The sequence below is a fragment of the Serinicoccus marinus DSM 15273 genome (assembly GCF_008386315.1).
Classification (GTDB): domain Bacteria; phylum Actinomycetota; class Actinomycetes; order Actinomycetales; family Dermatophilaceae; genus Ornithinicoccus; species Ornithinicoccus marinus.
Genome location: NZ_CP043808.1, coordinates 188895 through 208807, shown reverse-complemented (window position 1 = coordinate 208807; position 19913 = coordinate 188895). Strand labels below are relative to the sequence as shown.

The 19913-nt window shown below is 71.9% G+C and carries 18 protein-coding genes and 2 pseudogenes; 6 read left to right on the top strand and 14 right to left on the bottom strand.

All coding sequences use genetic code 11. The features are described from left to right. Window positions 1-23: 23 nt before the first annotated feature. Window positions 24-1019, top strand: coding sequence for a cold-shock protein (locus tag FU792_RS18285; protein WP_028130717.1), 996 nt, complete (start codon window positions 24-26; stop codon window positions 1017-1019). Between the two features lie 16 nt (window positions 1020-1035). Here the strand turns inward: FU792_RS18285 and FU792_RS01000 are convergent, their stop codons facing one another. Together FU792_RS01000 and FU792_RS00995 are read right to left on the bottom strand one after the other, a co-directional pair. Further along, window positions 1036-1524 (bottom strand): metallophosphoesterase family protein, encoded by a 489-nt coding sequence (locus tag FU792_RS01000; protein ID WP_022923275.1) that lies wholly within the window; start codon window positions 1522-1524, stop codon window positions 1036-1038. An 8-nt stretch (window positions 1525-1532) separates the two neighbouring features. After that, complete coding sequence (locus tag FU792_RS00995; RefSeq protein ID WP_149814467.1) at window positions 1533-1769, bottom strand: hypothetical protein; 237 nt, start codon at window positions 1767-1769, stop codon at window positions 1533-1535. A 129-nt stretch (window positions 1770-1898) separates the two neighbouring features. Here FU792_RS00995 and FU792_RS00990 point away from each other — a divergent pair, with 129 nt between their 5' ends. The 3 genes from FU792_RS00990 (at window position 1899) to FU792_RS00980 (ending at window position 4807) form a co-directional block, all read left to right on the top strand. Next, the gene (locus FU792_RS00990) at window positions 1899-2180 is read left to right on the top strand and encodes a metal-sensitive transcriptional regulator (protein WP_022923277.1); all 282 of its coding nucleotides are present in this window, start codon (window positions 1899-1901) and stop codon (window positions 2178-2180) included. 82 nt (window positions 2181-2262) lie between these two features. Continuing rightward, window positions 2263-2502, top strand: a complete 240-nt coding sequence (locus FU792_RS00985) for a heavy-metal-associated domain-containing protein (RefSeq protein ID WP_022923278.1) — start codon at window positions 2263-2265, stop codon at window positions 2500-2502. Window positions 2503-2587: 85 nt separating this feature from the next. After that, the gene (locus FU792_RS00980) at window positions 2588-4807 is read left to right on the top strand and encodes a heavy metal translocating P-type ATPase (protein WP_022923279.1); all 2220 of its coding nucleotides are present in this window, start codon (window positions 2588-2590) and stop codon (window positions 4805-4807) included. Between the two features lie 114 nt (window positions 4808-4921). Here the strand turns inward: FU792_RS00980 and FU792_RS00975 are convergent, their stop codons facing one another. From FU792_RS00975 to serS, 10 genes and pseudogenes are all read right to left on the bottom strand, one after another. Next, on the bottom strand, window positions 4922-5569 hold the full coding sequence (locus FU792_RS00975) for a VOC family protein (protein WP_022923280.1): 648 nt from the start codon (window positions 5567-5569) through the stop codon (window positions 4922-4924). Between the two features lie 43 nt (window positions 5570-5612). After that, a pseudogene (locus tag FU792_RS19015) lies at window positions 5613-6417 on the bottom strand (TrmH family RNA methyltransferase). Next, window positions 6414-7064, bottom strand: coding sequence for an HAD family hydrolase (locus FU792_RS00965; protein ID WP_420876843.1), 651 nt, complete (start codon window positions 7062-7064; stop codon window positions 6414-6416). Before FU792_RS00965 ends, FU792_RS19015 begins: the two are co-directional and overlap by 4 nt. Continuing rightward, window positions 7043-7249, bottom strand: a complete 207-nt coding sequence (locus FU792_RS18690) for an HAD family hydrolase (protein ID WP_338101137.1) — start codon at window positions 7247-7249, stop codon at window positions 7043-7045. The genes FU792_RS00965 and FU792_RS18690 overlap by 22 nt, the downstream gene beginning before the upstream one ends. Window positions 7250-7972: 723 nt before the next feature. Then, entirely contained in the window at window positions 7973-8905 is a 933-nt protein-coding gene (locus tag FU792_RS00960) for a hypothetical protein (protein ID WP_149814466.1), read from the bottom strand. A gap of 553 nt (window positions 8906-9458) precedes the next feature. Beyond that, window positions 9459-10643, bottom strand: a complete 1185-nt coding sequence (locus FU792_RS00955) for an ABC transporter permease (RefSeq protein ID WP_022923285.1) — start codon at window positions 10641-10643, stop codon at window positions 9459-9461. After that, entirely contained in the window at window positions 10640-11524 is an 885-nt protein-coding gene (locus FU792_RS00950; protein WP_022923286.1) for an ABC transporter ATP-binding protein, read from the bottom strand. Before FU792_RS00950 ends, FU792_RS00955 begins: the two co-directional genes overlap by 4 nt. 134 nt (window positions 11525-11658) lie before the next feature. Beyond that, a complete protein-coding gene (locus FU792_RS00945; RefSeq protein ID WP_022923287.1) occupies window positions 11659-12360 on the bottom strand; it encodes a response regulator transcription factor in 702 nt (233 codons plus the stop codon). Beyond that, window positions 12357-13760: a sensor histidine kinase gene (locus tag FU792_RS00940; RefSeq protein ID WP_022923288.1), complete on the bottom strand. Its 1404-nt coding sequence runs from the start codon at window positions 13758-13760 to the stop codon at window positions 12357-12359. The genes FU792_RS00945 and FU792_RS00940 overlap by 4 nt, the downstream gene beginning before the upstream one ends. A gap of 101 nt (window positions 13761-13861) precedes the next feature. Next, window positions 13862-15141, bottom strand: a pseudogene (gene serS, locus FU792_RS00935) (serine--tRNA ligase). A gap of 37 nt (window positions 15142-15178) precedes the next feature. Between serS and FU792_RS00930 the strand changes: the two are divergent. Next, the gene (locus tag FU792_RS00930) at window positions 15179-16219 is read left to right on the top strand and encodes a diacylglycerol/lipid kinase family protein (protein WP_033418363.1); all 1041 of its coding nucleotides are present in this window, start codon (window positions 15179-15181) and stop codon (window positions 16217-16219) included. 112 nt (window positions 16220-16331) lie between these two features. Here FU792_RS00930 and FU792_RS00925 read toward each other — a convergent pair whose 3' ends face one another. Beyond that, window positions 16332-16772, bottom strand: a complete 441-nt coding sequence (locus FU792_RS00925) for a DUF4446 family protein (RefSeq protein WP_022923291.1) — start codon at window positions 16770-16772, stop codon at window positions 16332-16334. Window positions 16773-16996: 224 nt separating this feature from the next. On the opposite strand from FU792_RS00925, the gene FU792_RS00920 reads away from it, so the two are divergent. Then, window positions 16997-19063, top strand: a complete 2067-nt coding sequence (locus tag FU792_RS00920) for a hypothetical protein (protein ID WP_022923292.1) — start codon at window positions 16997-16999, stop codon at window positions 19061-19063. Here the strand turns inward: FU792_RS00920 and FU792_RS00915 are convergent. After that, entirely contained in the window at window positions 18978-19901 is a 924-nt protein-coding gene (locus FU792_RS00915) for a glycosyltransferase family 2 protein (protein ID WP_022923293.1), read from the bottom strand. The two genes, FU792_RS00920 and FU792_RS00915, sit on opposite strands and share 86 nt — an antisense overlap. Window positions 19902-19913 lie beyond the last annotated feature (12 nt).

Here is a 19913-nt window from a genome sequence, read left to right as displayed (position 1 = left end):
CCCCGTCACCCCAGGAGCCCACCGTGACCGAAGGAACCGTCCGCTGGTTCGACACCGACCGAGGCTTCGGCTTCATCGCCCTCGGCGAGGGGACGGACGACCTGTATGTCCACGCCTCCGAGATCCTCAGCGGCGACGCGACCAAGGTGCTCCGGGAGGGACAGGTGGTCGAGTTCGAGATCGGTGAGGGGGACCGCGGCCCGCAGGCACGCGCCGTCCGGGTCACGGCCGACCGGTCCGCCGACGCACCGCTGGGCGTGCTCGGCACCGTGTCCTGGTACGAGCCCTCCAAGGGCTACGGCTTCATCACCCCCGACGGCGGGGGTGACGAGATCTTCCTGCACAGCACGGCCATCGTCGGCGACGGCGTCGTCTCCGAGGGGCAGCGGGTGGCCTTCCTCGTCGTCGACGGCCAGAAGGGTCCGCAGGCCGACCACCTGCTCCCGCTCGGCGCGGAGGCAGGGCAGGGCGCCGCGACATCCGACGGCGCGGACGGCACGGTGTCGTGGTTCGACGAGGACAAGGGCTTCGGCTTCATCGCCGCGGACTCCGGCGGCCCCGACGTCTTCGTCCACGCCCGGGCGCTGCCCGACGACCTCCCTGTGCTGGACGAGGGCGACCGGGTGATGTTCGACGTCGTCGAGAGCGAGCGGGGACCGCAGGCCCGCGACGTCCGGCTCGCGGGCGGCTCGTCCCGCGGACGCCGCCCTGCGCCGGCCGCGAGCCGCCCCAGGTCGGGTCGTCGCGACGCCCCCGGTGGCGCACCGCAGCGCGACGCTCGCGGCCCGGGCCGGGGCGACGCCCGTGGTCCCGCAGCCCGTGATGGGGAGGGGGTCGTCGCCCGCTACGACGCCGAGCGGGGCTTCGGCTTCATCACCCCTGACGCGGGAGGGGCCGATCTCTTCGTCCACGTGTCGGTGCTGCGTGACGACGAGGGGCTCCTCCCGGGTGACCGGGTGCGCTACCAGGTGCGCCAGAGCGACCGCGGACCGCAGGCCGACCGGGTCGAGCGGATCTGAGCGCTCGCCCGTCGACCTAGAGCCGGTGGAGAGTCACCTCGTCGAGCGCTCCGTCGGCGACGGTGCAGGTCATGTAGGTGCAGTGCGGCTGACGCCGGCGGTCGGTCGGTGAGCCGGGGTTGATCAACCGCAGCCCGTCGTGCTCGGTGTCCCAGGGGATGTGGCTGTGCCCGAAGACGAGGACGTCCAGGTCCGGGTATGCCGCGCGCATCCGCTCCTGCCGCCGCTCCTTGGAGCCGGTCTCGTGCACGACGCCCCACCGGAGACCGCCGATCTCGGTCCGCGCCACCTCGGGCAGCCGACGTCGCAGCTCCGGCCCGTCGTTGTTGCCCCACACCGCGACCAGACGCGACGAGCGCTGCTCGAGGGTGTCCAGCAGGTCGGGGGTGACCCAGTCCCCGGCGTGGACCACGACGTCGGCCTCCGATACGCGGTCCCACACCGGCGCCGGCAGGTCCTTCGCCCGCTTCGGCACATGGGTGTCGGCCAGGAGGAGCAGACGCACCCCAGCTCTCACCCCACCTCGGGGGTGTCGGTGCTCCCCTGGTCATGGATCTGCGTGGCCATCTGGTCCAGGTCGCTCTCGTCGACCTCGACCTCGGCCTGGGCCATGCCCTCCTCCAGGTCCTCCCGGATCGTCTCGGGCTCGGCGCCCTCGTCCCAACTCTCCACCCGGTCGACCACGTGCTCGGCGGCCTCCTGCCGGGCGTCGGACTCCTCGGACCCTGACGTGCTGCTCTGCTCGCTCATCCCGTCACGGTAGCCACCGCCCGCCCGCGCCGCCTGCCGGACGGGCCGGCCCTCGCCCACCGTCGTCGTCGGACGGCTGCACCAAGGGTTGGCAAGAATACCCATAGGGGGTATGCTGTTGCCGTGGCTGTGAACGGATACACCGGGTCCAAGGACGACTACCTCAAGCGCCTGCGCCGGATCGAGGGGCAGGTGCGGGGCATCGCCCGCATGGTCGAGGAGGACACCTACTGCATCGACGTGCTGACCCAGGTCAGCGCGGCCACCAAGGCGCTGCAGTCGGTCAGCCTCGGGCTGCTCGAGGACCACATCGCGCACTGCGTCGTCGACGCCGCCGCGGAGTCCGAGGACGCCAAGGACGAGAAGGTCCGCGAGGCCTCGGCGGCCATCGCGCGGCTCGTCCGCAGCTGACACCAGCCGGCGCCCAGCCCGGCGGCCTACGGTGCCGCCGACGCAGCCACCGGCATACCCCACCATCGCGAAGGAGCACCCCATGACCGATACTCCCGTCTCCAACCAGACCACCAAGCTCGTCGTCTCCGGCATGACCTGCGGCCACTGCGTCGCCTCGGTGACCGAGGAGCTCACCGAGGTCGACGGCGTCCTCGACGTCCGCGTCGACGACCTCGTCAAGGGCGGCGACACCGACGTCTTCGTCACCTCCGACGGGCCGCTCGATCTCGAGGCCGCCCGCGCGGCCGTCGAGGAGGCCGGCTACACCGCCCAGGCCTGAGGCCCGGCAACCATTCGCGACGCCCGGTCGAGCCCAGCGCAACCATTCGCGACGCCCGGTCAGGGAGATGCAGGAGAGACCTGAGATGAGCACCACCACCGACGCCCCCGGCGAGACGCAGCACGTCGACCTCGCGATCAGCGGGATGACCTGCGCGTCGTGCTCGGCGCGGATCGAGCGCAAGCTCAACAAGGTCGACGGCGTCCAGGCCAGCGTCAACCTCGCCACCGAGAAAGCGAGCGTCACCTTCCCGTCCGCCCTCTCCGTCACCGACATCGTGGGCGTCGTCGAGAAGACGGGGTATGGCGCCACTCCCCTCGTCGAGGACGCCACCGGCCCGGGTCGGGCGCCGGCGATGACCCACGACGTGGTCGGGCAGGGCTCGCTACGGCTGCGGATGGTCGTGGCGGCTGCGCTCGCCCTCGTCGTGGCGGTGCTGCACATGGTGCCGCCGATCCGGGACGCCGCCGGCACGGCCGGGCACTGGGCGCAGCTCCTCCTGACCCTGCCGGTCTACCTCTGGGCCGCGTGGCCCTTCCACCGCGCCGCGGCGATCAACGCCCGCCACGGCGCCTCGACGATGGACACCCTCGTCTCCGTCGGCACGACGGCCGCGATGGGCTGGTCGGTGGTCGCGCTGTTCACCGGCTTCACCCACGACCTCTACTTCGAGGTCGTCGCCGTGGTCACGGCCTTCCTGCTCATCGGCCGCTACATCGAGGCGCGGGCCAAGGCGCAGGGGCGCTCGGCCCTCACCTCGCTCATGGAGCTCGGCGCCAAGGACGTGGCGGTGCTGCGCCAGGACGCCGGCACGGGCGCGATGGCGACCAGCGAGCACCGCGTCTCGATCGAGGAGCTCGTCGTCGGCGACCGCTTCGTCGTGCGCCCGGGCGAGAAGGTCGCGACCGACGGCGTCATCCTCTCCGGCCGCTCCACCATCGACGCCTCGATGGTCACCGGCGAGTCGATGCCGGTGGAGGTGGGCCCGCAGGACCAGGTCACCGGCGCGACGGTCAACGGTCACGGCCGGCTCATCGTCCGGGCCAGCCGGGTCGGGTCGGAGACCACCCTGGCGCGGATCACCGACCTCGTGGAGCAGGCGCAGACCGGCAAGGCGCCGGTGCAGCGGCTGGCCGACCGGATCTCGGCGGTCTTCGTGCCCGCCGTGCTCGTCATCGCCGCGGTGACCCTGCTGCTGTGGCTCGCCACCGGGCAGGGGTTCACCCAAGGGCTCGCGGCTGCCGTGGCGGTGCTCATCATCGCCTGCCCGTGCGCGCTGGGCCTGGCGACGCCGACCGCGCTACTCACCGGGACCGGGCGCGGCGCGCAGCTCGGCATCCTCATCAAGGGCCCGCAGATCCTGGAGTCCACCCGCCGCGTCGACACCGTCGTGCTCGACAAGACCGGCACCCTGACCACGGGCCACCCGGTCCTGACCGACGTCGTCACCGCCGGGTCCCTCCCGGAGCACGCGGCCCTCAAGGCCGCCGCGAGCGTCGAGGCCGGCAGCGAGCACCCGGTGGCCGCGGCGATCGTCGCCGGGGCCCGCGAGCGCGGGGTCACCCTCGTCACCGCCGAGGACTTCACCAACCTGCCCGGCGAGGGCGTCCGTGCCGCGCTCAAGGACACCGTCGTGACGGTGGGGCGCGCGAGCCTCTTCGAGGTCGTCCCCGAGGTGCTGGTCGAGGCGATGGAGCGCGCCGACGGCACCGCCGTGCTCGTCGGCTGGGACGGCACGGCCCGCGCCGCCATCACGGTCGCCGACACCGCCCGCGAGTCCTCCCCGCAGGCGGTGCAGCGGCTGCGCGACCTGGGCCTCACGCCATACCTGCTCACGGGTGACAACCCGCGCACCGCCGCCGCCGTCGCCGAGCAGGTGGGCATCGACCCGGCGAACGTCACCGCCGAGGTGCTGCCGCAGGACAAGTTCGCCCACGTCCGGACGCTGCAGGAGCAGGGTCGCGTCGTGGCCATGGTCGGTGACGGCGTCAACGACGCGGCGGCGCTGGCGCAGGCCGACCTGGGCATGGCGATGGGCTCGGGCACCGACGTCGCCGCCGAGTCCGCCGACATCGTCCTCATGCGCGCGGACGTCGACACCGTCGCCGACGCCATCGGCCTGTCCCGGCAGACCCTGACGGTCATCAAGCAGAACCTCGTGTGGGCCTTCGGCTACAACACGCTGGCCATCCCGCTCGCGGCCTTCGGCCTGCTGACCCCGGTGATCGCCGGTGGCGCGATGGCGCTGTCCTCGGTGCTGGTCGTGCTCAACAGCCTGCGGCTGCGGGGCTTCGGACGCGCCTGAGGGCACGGTGGTGCATGAGCGTGTGTCACATCCGTCGTCCTGACGACGCTTGCGACACACGCTCCTGCACAGGTATGCGTGTCGTCAGGCCGCGGGGCCGCAGCAGCCGGGACGTCAGATGGTGACGCTGCCCCGCGGTGTGGAGAAGGTGACCTCGGTGAGGCACGGGCAGTCGTCGTCCTCGAGGAAGCCGAACTCGATGTCGCTCTCGAACTCGCCCTGCGGCGCGTCGGCGAGCCCGAGCCAGTCGCGGACCTCGGGCACGTCGCCGCCGACGGTCAGGCCGGTCAGGCGGGTCGTGCTCTCCTCCAGCCGGGAGGGGTGGTGCTCCGGCGCCGACTCCCAGCGCACGAAGAACGGCCGGTTGCCGTGGTCGATGACGTTGAGCACCCCGATCTGACGCCACTGCAGCTCGACGCCCTCCGGCGTGTGCCGGTGCCCCTCCACCGACGACCGACCGAGCCGCTCCTCGACCACGGAGAGGTCCTCGACCGCGACCACCCACGCCATCCAGCCGCCGCCGTTCTCGGAGCGGGCACGCACGGCCTGCCCGAAGGGGGCCTTGTCGGAGGCAGGGTGGTCGAGCACCTCGACGACCTCGACGTAGCGCTCGTCGGCGAGCGGGATGACCACGTTGCGGGTGCCGAACCGCGGGTGCACCCCGCCGTCGTGCGGGCTGACCCCGAGCTGCTCCGCCAGGCGCTCCGCCGTGGCCTGCAGTCCCTCCGGTCCAGCCGCATAACTCACGTGGTCGATCCGCATGACCCTCATCGTGGCACACGCCTGATCCCCGGTTGTCATCGCCTCAGCCCCGCTGCCGGACCGCCTCGTAGACGAGGATCGCCGCGGAGGTGGCGACGTTGAGCGAGTTCGCGCGCCCCACCATCGGGATTCGCACCCGGTATGCCGCGCGCCGCAGCACCTCGTCGGTGAGACCGGTCTGCTCCGTCCCCACGGCGATCGCCACCGGCCCGCGGTAGTCGACCTCGGTGTGCGCCAGGTCGGCCTCCGGGGTCGCCGCGACGACCGGTATGCCGTGGCCCTCCAGCCAGTCCAGCGTCGCCGTGGTCCCGTCCGCGGCGACCGGGACCGAGAAGACGGTGCCCTTGGAGGCGCGCACGGTGTTGGGGTTGCCCCAGTCGGTCACCGGGTCGGCCGCGAGGACCGCGTCCACCCCGGCGGCGTCAGCGGTGCGCAGCATGGCCCCGAGGTTGCCGGGCTTCTCGATGCCCTCGCCGACGAGCACGAGCGCGTCTCCGGGGCAGCGTCAGGTCCTCGGGTCCGCCCCACGCGGCCTGCACGACCGCGAGCACCCCGTCAGGGCCCTCGCGGTAGGCCGTCTTCTCGAAGGCGGCGCGCGTGGCGTGGACGACCTCGGTCGGCCCGCCGGCCACCCGGTCGGTCAGCGCCGCCACCGCACCGGGGGGTGCGAGCTCGGGGGACAGCAGGAGCAGCTCCGGCACCACGCCCGCGTCCAGCGCCAGGCTCAGCTCGTCGTGACCCTCGACGAGGGTGCGCCGCTCCCGGTCCCGCACCCGGCGCCGCCGCAGCCCGGCAACCGCCTTGAGCCGCGCGTTGGCCGGCGAGGTGATGAGGAGCGGATCGCTCACGCGAGCTCGTCCAGCACCTCGGCGAGCGCGTCGGCGAGGCCGTCCTCCTCCACGGCGCCGGTGGTGCGGTCGGCGATCCGCAGGACCTCCTCGGGCGCCTGGCCCATGGCATACCCGACAGCCGCCCAGTGCAGCATCTCGAGGTCGTTGCGCTGGTCCCCGACCGCGACGGTGCGGTGCGGCTCGACCTCGAGGCGGCGCCGCACCTGCTCCAGCGCGGAGGCCTTGGACACGCCCTCGGGCGCGAGGTCGAGCCAGGCGCTGTAGCCGACGGCGTAGGACACCCCATGCAGCCCGATCCGCTCCACGAGGGAGGTGAAGTCCTCCGTGGTCAGGTTGGGCTCGCGGAAGGTCACCCGGGTCGCGGGCCGCGCGGTGAGCTCCTCCACCGGCACCTCGATCTCCTCGCCCCACAGCTCGCCCTCGGGGAAGGGGGTGCTCACCTTGAAGCCCACCCCGATCTCCTCGACCGCGATCAGCGCGGTGGGCAGGTGGGTGCGGATGAGGGCGATGGCCGGGGCCGGGTCGAAGGTGACCTGGTCGACGATCTCGAAGCCCTCGGCCTGCTCCGGTGCGACCGCCACGGTCACCGCGCCGTTGGAGCAGACCGCGGGGCGCTCCGGCGTCATGAGCCGCAGCGCCTCCATGACGGCAGGGTCGAGATGACCGACCGCCCGGTGGCGATCACGACGGTCACGTGCGGCAGGTCGTCCAGCGCCGCTACCGCCTCCCGCACGCGCGGCGACAGGTGTCCGTCGTGGTTGACGATCGTCCCGTCGACGTCCAGCGCGACGAGCAGCGGGGCGGCGGCCGGTTCGGCGGAGGCAGTCACCCCTCCAGCCTAGCGAGGGTGACCCGTCACAGTCCTGCCCCACCGCCGGCAGCAAGTCCCTGGGCAATCACGAGACGATCCAGTGGACAACATCCATCGGCTCAATCACGCGGGCCCGTCTCTTGCCAATCACCCTGGGACACCACCGGACGGTACCCTGCTCCACGATCTCATTATCAAGGTGCCAGAGATCGCTTGCCCTCCGGTTCATCACGAAGGCGCACTTTTCTGAAGTAGTAAATAACGCTCAATACCAGGCCGGCTATCCACATAGCCGCAAAACCCAGGACCAGAAGATCTGTTCCTGAGCCACCTAGTGTTGAGTCTGGGGATGCGCTCTCGGCAATCTTGGAGTAGAGAATATGCACCCACTGGGCCGTTACTCCGAAGGCCAATACGGACGGCGCCCACCAAAGGTTTTGCCTGGGCAGGGAACCTCCGACGACCAAGAGACCTGCGGAGCCTCCGGCCGTCAGCCCAGCAGCTACCGCCCGAGACCCCTCCCACGATTCGAGAGCGAACCAAACCGTTCCAATCACAGCTAGAATGGCGAAACTAAGAACCCATCCCGAGTGCACCCTAGCGGATGTTTCCACTTGGCTACCCACTTTCTGTTCACGCCGTGATACTTCGCCATTCGCCTCGTCTGCCCAAGTACGGAAAAATAATGAACTTACCGACGAGGGACCAGGTGTTTTGAAATCGCTGCGCCTAGGTTCAGCCCTAGACCAACTCATAGTACGTCAAGCCAGTAACGACTGCCTCCATTGCGGTACCTTGCTGGATGCAAGCGTAGCGATTCCAGTCCCAGGACGCGAGATAGTGCTTGCAGTTCGTGGCGACGTGATCCCCCAGTAGGTCGTCTGCCCACAGGACTCTGCGATTGGCGTCGTCATACGCCAAGTCGTGCCTCGCGCAAGGGCCCCAGTAGTAGACTGTCTTGACACCATTGTAGTACCCATCGGGAGACTTGGGGCACCAGTCGTGGAGCCCTTTCTGTGGGTGACTCAAGTCGTAGACGTACCTCGATGGAACGGTGATAACGGCCATCTGCTGGAAGTCGGGTCCCGTCTTGTCCGACTCAAGAAGTTCTATAATATCTGAATTGGACTCCTCGTCTGCCGATGCATGGACACCGGTACGTTCGACTGGCGCGAAAACGTAGATGCGCTCGCTGACCTCAGCCTGTACGTCGAAAGTCTGAACAAGGTGGTTGCCTCGAAGTTCAGTCGAAGAGTTGAGCTGAGAACCGTCGTCGAGATAGGCATCACCAGCAGCGATAGTGGCTACGCTCTCGCCATCGCCACTCAGGAGTGTATAGCCACCGTCTTCTCGACCGGGGATCAGCCTGTGTCCGTCAGGAATATTCAGCTTCCGTGAGATCTTGGAGCGCGCGCTGTCCAGCACGACGACCTGACTTCCACTGGCCCCTTCGGCAACCTTGATGGTCGTGCTCTGAGGCTTCTCCGCCTCGGTGCGCTCGGTTTCGGTTGAAGTGTTGGTCGCCGTTGAGTTCGGGGACGCAACAGCAGGAAGAGCGGCCCCTGCCCCGACGATGGAGGCTAGGCCAAGAGCAGTAGCCGAGGATAGGGACCATGCCTTGAATCGGCGTGCTGCCCCTGGCGTGCCTTCGGCGTGTCCGTTTCGATTACCCATGTATAGAACACTAGACAGCGAGTGAGGAGCGGTGAAAGTCTTTCAAGGAGACTTTGCAGAATCTTGACTTCTATCAGGGCCAGGGGCATCGAGGACCGTGCGCGACGCGGCCCGCGATCTTCAGGGCCCGCCCCGTAGGTGGTAAGGCGACCACCCCCCGCACACCGCCCTGGTGGCGCAGCATGTGGATGTTGTCGCTCGCCTCCCCCCGCCGTCGGGGAGTATCACCACGACGTCGCCCAGGACCCGGCGTCGGTCCTGGACCGGCACGAACTGACGGCGAGCCATCGGCGACGACAGTTGCGCTGTCAGATCAGTCCGCTCCGCCGGCAGGCGCAGCCCTCCCACCGCCCGCGTGCTCGACCCCGCGCACATCATCACTAGAAGCGGACAACCCCGACGACCACGGCGTCGCCTCCACTGACTGAGGCTTGCCTGCTGGGCGACCTGGGACTTCAGACCAGTCCAGGTCTTCCCTGCTCAGGGAGCACTTCGGCGCTTCTACATGCTGACCACGCCGCCACCCGGGGACGTCTCCAGCCTAGCGATGCCCTCAGTCCTGGAGCGACATCGCCTTGCGCCACGACAGGCTGCCGGAGGTGTGCAGCAGCGCCCGCTCGTAGAGCCGCGCCCCCAGCGCGATGGTCACCCCGCAGAAGGCGAGGGCCAGGAGCAGCGCGAGGGCCGGCTCCCACAGCGCGGTGTCGCCCTCGATGATCCGGACCGGCATGACGAAGGTCGAGGCGACCGGGACGAAGGAGAAGATCTGCTGCCAACGCCCGTCCAGGTTGATCCCGACGATGAAGAGCACGACGAGCACCATCGTCAGCGGCATCGTCGTCTGCTGCAAGTCCTCGGTCCGCGACGCCAGCGCACCGGCCGCCGCCCAGACGCAGGCCAGCGCGAGAAAGCCGACGAGGAAGAACGGGAGGTACCACAGGATGGCCTGGGTGAGTCCGGGCAGCGCGACGTCGAGGTCGACGAAGGTCAGCCCGACGAGGCTGACGGCGGTGATGAGCGCAAGCTGCCCGAAGGCCAGCACCGTGTTGCCCAGCACCTTGCCCATGAGCAGCTGGCGCGTCGGGATCTTGGCCGCGAGGATCTCGATGATCCGAGACTGCTTCTCCTCCACGACGCTGTTGGCGATCTGCATGCCGAACATCAGGGCGGCGAAGTAGAACAGCATGGCGAAGGCGAAGCCGAGGATGTAGGCGAGCGGGCCGCTCATCGCCCCCTCGTCCTCCTCCGCGAGGTCGACCTGGGCGAGCTCGCTGCCGGAGGTCAGGTCGGCCACCGAGGTGCCGGCCGCCTCGGCATTGGTCGCCAGGGCCGTGGTGCGGACCGCCTCGGTCAGCGCGCCGTCGAGCTGTGTCGGCGCGCCGCCCTCGTGCAGCAGCTCCCAGGCTCCGGGCTCGCCGACCAGTGCCGCGTCGGCGTCGCCCTCCTGCACGGTGGTCTCCGCGGCGGCGCGGTCTGCCACCTCGACCAGGGTGATCTCGGCCTCCTCGTCGGTGGCCTGCAGCGACTGCTCTGCCTGGGCGACGACACCGGAGGCCGCGTCGTCGGTCACCGCGACGTCGTAGGAGGCGGAGCCTCCGCCGATGAGCGCGGGCACGAACATCGCCGCGAGCAGCAGCACGAGCGTGAGGCCGGTGCCGATGAGGAAGTTCTTGTCGGTCAGCTTGACCCTGATCTCCCGTGCGGCGACGAGGATCCAGGGTGCGGTCGTGGTGCTCATGCGACGGCCACCTCTCGGTAGATCTCGGACAGGGTCGGGCGGATGCGGCTGAACTCGCGGACGGTGCCGCGGCCCACGGCATCGGCGAGCAGCCGCTCAGCCACCTGCTCGTCCTGCGGCTGGACCAGCACGCTCGGCCCGTCGAGGTCGATGACCTCGACACCGGGCATACCCCGCACCCAGCCGGTGTCCCCGGCCATGGTGAGGCGGTAGCGCAGCGGGGCGCTGGCACGCAGCTGCTCCGAGCTGCCCTCGGCGACCACCCGGCCGCCGTGCAGCACGACGATGGAGTCGCAGAGCCGGTCCACGAGGTCGAGCTGGTGGGAGGAGAAGAGCACGGGCACGCCGGAGGACGTGTGCTCGCGCAGCAGCTCGCTCATCTGGTCGACCGCGGCCGGGTCGAGCCCGCTGAAGGGCTCGTCGAGCACGAGCAGCTTGGGGTCGCCGAGGACCGAGGCGATGATCTGCGCCCGCTGCTGGTTGCCGAGCGAGAGCTCCTCCACCTTGCTCTTCAGCCGCTCGCCCAGGCCGAAGCGGGTGAGCAGGTCCTGCGAGCGGTCGCGCGCCTGGTCGGCGCTCATGCCGTGCAGCTGCCCGAGGTAGGTGAGCTGGGCGAGGACCGGCTGCTTGGGGTAGAGGCCACGCTCCTCGGGCATGTAGCCGAAGCGCACCCGGTCCTCCCGGGTCAGCGGGGAGCCGTCCCACCGCACCTGACCGGCGCTGGGGGCAAGCACGCCCATGACCATGCGCATCGTCGTCGTCTTGCCGGCGCCGTTGCCGCCGACGAAGCCGACCATGCGGCCCTGCGGCACGGTGAAGCTGACCTCGTCCACGGCGAGGTGGTCGCCGTAGGCCCGGGTCAGGCTGTCGAGTTCCAGCACCTGGTGTCCTCTCGAAGGGTGGGCCGGCTCCCGCGTGCGCGGGCCGGTCGGTATGCCTCCACGCTAGGCGGCCTCGCCGGTCCCCGGCATCGGCCGAGCCGCCGATTGTCGCCTCATCCTCAGGGCGGAGGAGGTCAGCCTGCGAGGTCCGTCCCTGCCTCGCCCGGCCGCACGAGCCCGGCCTCGTAGGCGGCGATGACCGCCTGCACCCGGTCGCGCACGACGAGCTTGGCCAGGACGTTGGAGACGTGGGTCTTCACGGTCGCCTCGCTGACGAAGGCCTCGGCGGCGATCTCGGCGTTCGACAGGCCACGGGCCATCATCCGCAGCACCTCCCGCTCCCGACCGGTCAGCTCGGGCAGGGCCTCGCCGTCGGCCGGCGCGGGGTCGAGCGCCGACGGCGGGCCGTCACCGGTCGCCATCCGGCTGATGACCCGCATCGTCACCTCGGGGGCGAGCAGGGCGTGCCCCTCGGCCGCGGCGCGGACCGCGTCGACCAGGTCGTCCGCGTCGGCGTTCTTGAGCAAGAAGCCGCTCGCACCCGCCTGCAGCGCGTCGAAGAGGTAGTCGTCCCGGTCGAAGGTGGTGAGGATGACCACCCGCACCTCGGGGTGGTCCGCCACGATCCGGCGCGTCGCCTCGATGCCGTCCAGGACGGGCATCTGCACGTCCATGAGGACGACGTCCGGGCGGTGCTGCGCGACGGCGTCGACCGCCTGAAGCCCGTCGGTCACCTGGGCCACGACCTCGATGTCGGGCTCGGTCGACAGGATCATCGCGAAGCCCTGGAGCAGCAGCGGCTGGTCGTCGACGAGGAGGAGGCGCAGCGGGTTCACGGCCCCACGCTCTCACGCGTCGGAGCTGCGGCCGTGGCCTCCGTCGCGGCATCGGTGCCGCCCGCCGGGCGGTGCCCGTCCAACGGCAGCCAGACGCGGACCCGCCACCCGGGGCCGCCCTGGCGGCGACCCACCTCGACACCGCCGCCGAGGTGCTGGGCGCGCTCGCGCATACCCCGCAGCCCGAGGCCGGTGCCGGACGTGCCAGGTCGCGGCGACCCGTCGTCGACCACCTCGACCTCGATCGTCCCCGCGGCCTCGTCGACCCGCACCGCGACCCGGGCGTGCCGCGCGGTCGAGTGGCGGCGCACGTTGGCCAGGGCCTCCTGCACGATCCGGTATGCCGTCAGCTGGACCGGCGGCGGCACCCGGCCCGCGGCGCCGGGCACCGACTCGACGACCTCGGCGGTGACCGCGCAGGTGGGTGTCGTGGCCTGCTCGACCAGGGCGGGCAGCGCGGCCAGGGTCGGCTGCGGGGCGCGGCCCGCCCCGGTGGTCGACTCCGTGTCCTCGCCGGTGCGCAGCGTGCCGAGCAGGTCCCGCATCTGGCCCACGCCGTCGCGTGAGGCCTGCTCGATGGCGCCGAGCGCGGTGCGCGCGGCAGCGGGGTCACGCTCCATGACCCGTCGGGCCGCGGCCGCCTGGACGCCCATCACCGAGACGTGGTGGGCCACGACGTCGTGCAGCTCGCGGGCGATCCGCAGCCGCTCGGCGACGACCGCCTGGTCGGTGAGCTGCGCGGTCTGCTCGCGGATCGTCCGGGCCTGGTCCTGCACCTGGGCCTGCCGCAGCGCCCCGCGCCACGCGACCTGGCCGAGCCCGATCGCGAAGCCGAAGAAGATGACGTTGCCGAGCACCGAGAAGAGCACGATCGCGACCAGCGGCGGGATCGGTCCGACCTGCTCGACGTCCCGCTCGCCCAGGTTGCTGCGGATCTCGTCCAGCCCCGAGCCCAGCGCGTAGGACCAGGCGAAGAGCAGCACGAGCTGCACGAGCACGACGCCGATCGCCAGCACGAGGGCCCGACGGTTCCGGGCCCAGGCCATCCCCGAGAAGATGAGCAGGAAGTAGGTCATCTGCACCGGCAGCTGCGACATGGTCGCCGGCATCACCAGGGACATGACGATCATGTGGGTGCCCCCCAGCAGGGCCACCGCGACCGGGAAGCGTCGGCGGACGGCCACCATGGCGACGAGGCTCAGGATGCCGGCGTACTGCGCCCACGCCCCGCCCCGCTCCTCCTCGAGCATGCCCACCGACCGGGTGAGCTCCTCACCGATCGCGATGACGACGAGCGCGAGCAGGGCCCACCACAGGTCGGCGCGGCGCTCCTGCGGGCCTGGCGTCGGCCGTCGCCAGCCCTCGTCGACGCCGAACCAGCGCTCGACCGCCTCGATCACGGCTCACTCCCTCGTCGACGTCACCAGATGCGACCCAGCGTAGGCAGCGCCCGGGTCGGCACGCCTCCGTCGGAGGAGGGAGATCCGCAGGGCTCGGCGGCTCAGCCAGCCGGGGTGAGGACCTCCTGGCCGCCGAGGAAGGGCTGCAGCGCCGCGGGGACGCGGACCGAGCCGTCGGCCTGCTGGTGGTTCTCCAGCAGCGCGACGATCGGCCGGGTGCTCGTGGCGACCGTGCCGTTGAGGGTGGCGACGGCGCGGGTGCCCGAGCCGTGCGGGTCTCGCTCCCGTATGCCGAGGCGCCGGGCCTGGAAGGTCGTGCAGTTGGAGGTCGAGGTCAGCTCGCGGTACTTCCCCTGCGTCGGCACCCAGGCCTCGCAGTCGAACTTACGGGCCGCCGGACCGCCGAGGTCGCCCGCGGCGACGTCGATGACCCGGTAGGGCAGCTCGAGGGCGTCCAGCAGGCGCCGCTCGATCCAGAGCAGGTTCTCGTGCTCGGCGACGGCGTCCTCGACCCGGCAGTAGACGAACATCTCGGTCTTGGTGAACTGGTGCACCGGAAGATGCCCTTGGTGTCCTTGCCGTAGGACCCGGCCTCGCGGCGGTAGCAGGTGGAGGTCGCGGCATACCGCAGCGGTCCGTCGGAGAGGTCGAGGATCTCGTCGGCGTGCAGCCCGGCGAGCGCCACCTCCGAGGTGCCGATGAGGTAGAGGTCGTCGGCCTCGAGGCGGTAGACCTCGTCGGCGTGGGCGTCGAGGAAGCCCGCGCCGGCCATCGTCTCCGGACGGACGAGGTTGGGGACGATCGCCGGGACGAAGCCCTCCTCCTGCGCCATCTGCTGGGCCAGCCCCATGAGCGCCTGCTCGAGCCGGGCTCCGTCACCGAGCAGGTAGTAGAAGCGGGCACCGGAGACCTTCGCCCCCCGGGCCATGTCGATGGCCCCGAGGGCCTCGCCGAGCGCGAGGTGGTCGCGGGGCTCGAAGCCCTCGGCCGCGAAGTCGCGTGGGGTGCCGACCTCCTCGAGCGTGACGAAGTCGTCCTCGCCACCGACGGGCACCCCGTCCATGACGACGTTGCCGATGCGGCGCATACCCTCCTCGCGCGCGGTGGCCGCCTCCTGCGCCTGCGCGTCCAGCGACTTCACCCGGGCGGCCAGGTCCTTGACCTGCGCCAGCAGCGACTGCTTCTCCTCGCCCTGGGCCTGCGCGACCTTCTTGCCGAAGGCCTTCTGCTCGGCGCGGGCGGTCTCGAACTCGGCGAGCGCCCGGCGGTGCGTCTCGTCCGCGGACAGCACCTGGTCCACCACGGACGAGTCCTCGCCCCGAGCCTGCTGGCTGGTGCGGACACGGTCGGGGTCGTCGCGCAGGTCGCGGATGTCGATCATGCGGCAAAGCCTAATGGCGCGCGGCTACCCTCGGCCCATGGTTTCTTCGCGCCGCGCCGCGGTCATCGTGAACCCGACGAAGTTCGGGGACGTCGAGGCCGTCCGCGGCCGGGTGACGCGGGTCTGCGAGCGACTGGGATGGGACGAGCCGCTGTGGCTGGAGACCACGGCCGAGGATCCCGGGGTGGGGCAGACGCAGGAGGCGCTGGAGGCCGGCGTCGACCTCGTGTGCCCGCTCGGGGGCGACGGCACGGTGCGCACCGTCGGGTCCGGGCTCGCCGGGACGGGGACGGCGATGGGCCTGCTGCCCGGTGGCACCGGCAACCTGCTGGCGCGCAACCTCGACCTGCCCGTCGACTCCGTGGAGGAGGCGCTCGAGGCGGCCCTCACCGGCACGAGCACCCCCATCGACACCTGCCGGCTCGAGCTCATCCGGCCCACCTCGGCCCAGCTCGCCGACCGGCTGGAGGACGAGGACGACCCCGCGCGCAACGTCGACTTCGACGACGCCGTGGACCAGCGCGACGACGAGGACGTGCGCGAGGAGCACCGCTTCCTGGTCATGGCCGGGCTGGGCTTCGACGCCGAGGTGATGGCCTCGGTGCCGGAGAAGCTCAAGGCGCGGGTGGGCTGGATGGCCTACCTCGTGGCGGGACTGCGGCACCTCAAGGGCCCGCAGTTCACCATCGACCTGCGGCTCGACGGCGCCGACCCCACGCACCGCCGCGTGCGCTCGGTCATGGTGGGCAACGTCGGCAAGCTGCAGGGCGGGATGGAGCTGCTGCCGGACGCCATCGCCGACGACGGGACCATCGACGCGGTGCTCCTGTCCCCCGAGGGCATCGTGGGCTGGGCCGCGACGATCGCCCAGCTCAGCACCCGGCGCAAGATCGGCCACAAGCGCGTGGACCACTTCCAGGGCAAGGAGGTCCGGATCGTCTCGGACACGCCGGTCGAGCTGGAGATCGACGGGGACCCGCTGGGCTCGGCCCTGGCGGTCCGGGTCCAGATCGACCCGGGCAGCCTGCTCGTGCACCTGCCGAGCTCCTCCCGGGCCGTGCTCCACCGCCCCTCCTGACCCCCCTTCGCCTTTCCCCCGACCGAACACCCCTTCGGTCCGCCCCTCGCCCCGGCCCGACACCCTGGTGTCCGGTCGATCCCCCGACCGAACACCCTTCCGGTCCGACGCGTCAGTCGTCCCGGCCGGTGCGGGCGGCGTCGAGCGCCTGGCGCTCCTCCGGGGTCAGCACGATCTCGGAGTCGCCGCCGACGATGCCCTTGGCGTAGGTCCGGCTCTCGCCACGAGCATGGATCGAGCTGATGACCATGCCGTCGCCGGTGTCGTCGACGACGGCGGCGGAGAAGCTCATCCGCCCGCCCATGTCGCCGAAGGCGTCGTAGCGGACCACGGCCACGTGTCGCAGCGCCTGCGCGAGGTCGCCGCGCAGCGTCGTGAGCTCGGCCTCGAGCGCCTCGATCCGCTCCCGCTCCGGCGTGGTCGGCGCCCCGGCCTCCACCAGCTGGGTCAGCCGGCGGTCCACCACGCGCAGCCGCCGCCAGGCGATCGCCGCGACCAGCAGGGCGAGCACGGCGACCCCACCGGCGATCCAGGCGAGCAGCTCGAGGTCCACGCGCTCAGGGTATGCGCTCCCCCACCTCCGCGACGCCGGGCATACCGAGCACTCTGGTCACCCGACCCGCACCTCGAGCACGCCTGTGCAGCAGCGTGCGTCACAGGCGTGCCCCCGAGCACGCGTGGGACGCACGGGGACGCACCACAGGAGGCACACGCGTGCGTCCGCGCAGGTCATCGCTCGTGCAGGCCGTCGTGCGACCATGCATCCGGAGGTGAGGCATGGGACGGCGAGCCCTGGGGTGGACCCCCGTCCTCACCGTGCTCGGCTCCTGGTGCCTGGCGGCGCTGGCCGTGGTGGCGGGGGTCGCCCCGGCCCAGGCGCCCGGGACCCGTCCGCTGCCGGAGGCGAGCGGCGGACCGGTGCTGCTCGTGGGCATACCGGGACTGACCTGGGACCTCGTCGGCGACTCCACGCCGACGCTGCACCGGCTCGCGGAGCAGGGCGGGTCGGCCGCGCTGGTGCTCCGCGGCCCGGACGAGGTCACGTGTACCGCCGACGCCTGGCTCACCGTGGGGGTCGGCAGCCGCACCGACCGCGAGGCGCTCGGCTGCGGGGTCGACGCCACACCGGTGTGGGACGGCGCGGGGGCCCGCGAGCCGGATCTCTCCGCGCTGACCGCGCCGGCGCGCGCGGCGGGCACGTGCGTCACCACGCACGGCCTCACCGCAGAGCCCGGGCCCGGAGGTCCACCGGTGCTGGACACCGACACCGCCGGACTGCTCGCCCGCCCCGCGCTCGACCCCGACTGCCGGATCCAGCTCGTCGCGGCCACGGCGGTCTACGAGAGCGACCGGTCGGAGGTGCTGGCCGACCTCGACGCCGCGCTGGCCGATCTCGTCGACCAGGTCGAGCGGCGAGACGGCATCCTCGTGGTCAGCGGCATGGGCCAGACGACGTCGGACGCGCGTGCCCAGGCACTGATCATCGCGCCCACCTCCGACGGAGCCACCCCGTCCCTGCTCACCTCGGGCTCCACCCGTCAGGCCGGCCTCGTGCAGCTCGTCGACCTCACGCCGACCCTGCTGCAGCTGGCCGGCCTCGAGCCCGGCACCGACGCCCTCCCCGGCGCGCCGGTGGCCGAGACTCAGCGGCATCACGATGCGCCCGCCACCGCTGCTGCGGACCTCGCCGACGCCGTCAGCGACGCCCAGCGGCTCGCGCCCTGGACCCTCGGCGTCCTGGCCCTGATCCTGCTCCCGCTCGTGGCCCTCGGCGCGGCCGTCCGGCGGTGGGGACCCGACCACGCGCCCGGCCTGCTCACCGGCAGCGCCCTGGTGCTCATGGCCCTGTCGCCAGCCACCTTCCTGGCCGGTCTCGCCCCGTGGTGGCGGGCCGAGCAGCCGTGGCCCACGCTCGTCGCCCTCATCCTCGGCGCCGCCAGCCTCCTGGCGCTGCTCGCCCGAGGTGTGCCGGGCGCCCAGAGATCCCCGCTGGCTCCACCCGCCGTGGTCGCCACCCTCACCCTCGTCGTCCTGGGGATCGACACGCTGTGGTCGTCCCGCCTCGGGCTCGTCGGTGTCCTGGGGCTGCAACCGGTGACGGCGGGCCGGTTCTACGGGCAGGGCAACGTCGGCTACGGCATCCTCCTGGGGAGCACGCTGGTCCTCATGGCCGCGCTGCTGACCTGGCTGCCGCGGCGTGCGGCGGCGCTCCCAGTCGCCCTGCTGGGCGCTGGCGCTCTCGTGCTCGGTGCGGCTCCCCAGGCGGGCGCCGACTTCGGCAGCGTGCCGGCCACCGCGGTCGTCACCGGGCTGGTGCTCCTGGCCGCCCTCGGGGTCCGGTGGACCCCGCGCTCGCTCCTGCTGGTAGCCGGTGGGGCCGCCGTGCTGGCGGCGCTGGCGATGGTCCTGGACTGGCTGCGCGGGCCGGAGCGCCGCACGCACCTCGGCGCCTTCGTGCAGGCCGTCCTCGACGGCCAGGCCTGGGGCATCGTCACCCGCAAGCTGGAGCAGAGCGTCGGCATCCTGGTCAGCTATCCGCTGTCCTGGCTCGCGGTCCTCGCGCTGGTCGGGCTGGCGGTCCTGCTGGTGCACCGACCGGCCTGGTCCCTCCCGTTGTGGACGCACGCCGGGGTGGCCCCGGTCGCCGCCGCAGCGGTGGTGGGTATGACCGTGGCCTGGGTGCTCAACGACTCCGGGATCGCGGCGGTCGCCCTCTGCCTCGCCGTGCTCCTGCCCGCGGGCGCGGTGGTCCTCGCGCTCAGCCCTGAGGTGGCTGGCGGCGGCGCCACTCCGCACGAGCCCGGTCCAGCAGCGGACGACCGTGCCGCTGCACCTGGTCGCTGACCTGCTCGGCCGCCCGCCTGGCCGCCGGGACACCCTTCTCGCGTGCCGTCTGAGCGAGGCGCGACCCCTGCTCCCGCACGATGCGGCTGCCCTCGAGCCCGCCGTCGCGCACCTTGTCCGGCACGCCGGAGCGCTCGGCCAGCGCGAGCGAGACGTCGGCGAGCTGGCGGGCCCGGTGCATCTGCGAGGCCATGTCGCGGCCCGTGGCGCGGTGCCGCACCTCGCAGGGCACCTCCAGCACCCGGCCTCCCGCCCGGACGACGTCGACCGTGAGACCGACCTCGACTCCCCAGCCGCGGGCGAGCGGCGTGGCATCGATGAGTGCCTCGCGGGTGATGCACCGCTGGCCGGACAGAGGTTGCGAAGGCTCCCAGCCGGTGAGCCGGGCGATGCCCGCGGCGGCGGTGCGGACGACCAGCCCCAGCCCTGCCGCCCCCTGCTGGGGCGGCAGCACGGCGATCGTCATGTCGGCCTGCCCGACGATCACCGGCGTGACGATCGGTCCGAGGCCGGCCGCCGACCCCTCGAGGTCGGCGTCGACGAAGAGCAGCGGGGCGCCGGGCATGAGCTCGTGCGCCCGCGCCGCCCCGGTGGTGAGCGCCGCCGCCTTGCCCCGGTTGCGCTGGTGCCGGACCACCTCGACGCCGCCGGCCCACTCCGCGACGTGCGCCGTCTGGTCCACGGACCCGTCGTCCACGACGACGATCGCGCCGACCGCGGGGAGCTGCCGCAGCCCGGCGATCGTCGCCCCGACGCGCGCCTCCTCGTCCTTGGCCGGGACCACGGCGACGACCTGTCGCTGCAGCACGCCCTCCAGGGGCCCCGCCACGCTGCTCATCCCGTCTCCCGT

Bases quoted from the DNA above. Each gene is read 5' to 3' on its own strand.
- FU792_RS00960 (WP_149814466.1), bottom strand. From the start codon at position 8,905: ATGGGTAATCGAAACGGACACGCCGAAGGCACGCCAGGGGCAGCACGC.
- FU792_RS00955 (WP_022923285.1), bottom strand. From the start codon at position 10,643: ATGAGCACCACGACCGCACCCTGGATCCTCGTCGCCGCACGGGAGATC.
- FU792_RS00985 (WP_022923278.1), top strand. From the start codon at position 2,263: ATGACCGATACTCCCGTCTCCAACCAGACCACCAAGCTCGTCGTCTCC.
- FU792_RS00920 (WP_022923292.1), top strand. From the start codon at position 16,997: ATGGGACGGCGAGCCCTGGGGTGGACCCCCGTCCTCACCGTGCTCGGC.
- FU792_RS00965 (WP_420876843.1), bottom strand. From the start codon at position 7,064: ATGGAGGCGCTGCGGCTCATGACGCCGGAGCGCCCCGCGGTCTGCTCC.
- FU792_RS00995 (WP_149814467.1), bottom strand. From the start codon at position 1,769: ATGAGCGAGCAGAGCAGCACGTCAGGGTCCGAGGAGTCCGACGCCCGG.
- FU792_RS00980 (WP_022923279.1), top strand. From the start codon at position 2,588: ATGAGCACCACCACCGACGCCCCCGGCGAGACGCAGCACGTCGACCTC.
- FU792_RS00975 (WP_022923280.1), bottom strand. From the start codon at position 5,569: ATGCGGATCGACCACGTGAGTTATGCGGCTGGACCGGAGGGACTGCAG.
- FU792_RS00915 (WP_022923293.1), bottom strand. From the start codon at position 19,901: ATGAGCAGCGTGGCGGGGCCCCTGGAGGGCGTGCTGCAGCGACAGGTC.
- FU792_RS00930 (WP_033418363.1), top strand. From the start codon at position 15,179: ATGGTTTCTTCGCGCCGCGCCGCGGTCATCGTGAACCCGACGAAGTTC.